Raw genomic sequence first — 243 nt, 5'->3', positions numbered from 1 at the left:
TACTCCATCAAGAAGCTGGAGCCCCTCTACATGGGGGTGGAGCACCGGGCGGAGGACGGCGTCGCGACGGCGGCGGACAGCGACACCGAGTACCACCGGTACGTCGCCGCGCTGGAGGCCGGAGACACCGAGGTCGCGCGGGCGATCCGCGCCGACAACGAGGACTACAACCGGTACGACTGCGTCTCCACGGCGCGGCTGCGGGACTGGCTGCTGGAGCAGGTGGGGCGCGCCGCCGGGCAC

1 protein-coding gene is annotated in these 243 nt (G+C 72.0%); it reads left to right on the top strand.

Features of this window, described 5'->3' with window-relative positions; translation table 11 throughout:
• The coding region (locus KVS67_RS12715) for a hypothetical protein (protein ID WP_217565520.1) at positions 1-243 on the top strand (243 nt) is incomplete at both ends.

It is taken from the genome of Micrococcus sp. GbtcB5, from assembly GCF_019091605.1.
GTDB classification, from domain to species: Bacteria; Actinomycetota; Actinomycetes; order Actinomycetales; family Micrococcaceae; genus Micrococcus; species Micrococcus luteus.
Note: the sequence above shows the minus strand (reverse complement) of the source record. Positions and strands in the feature narration are given on the sequence as shown.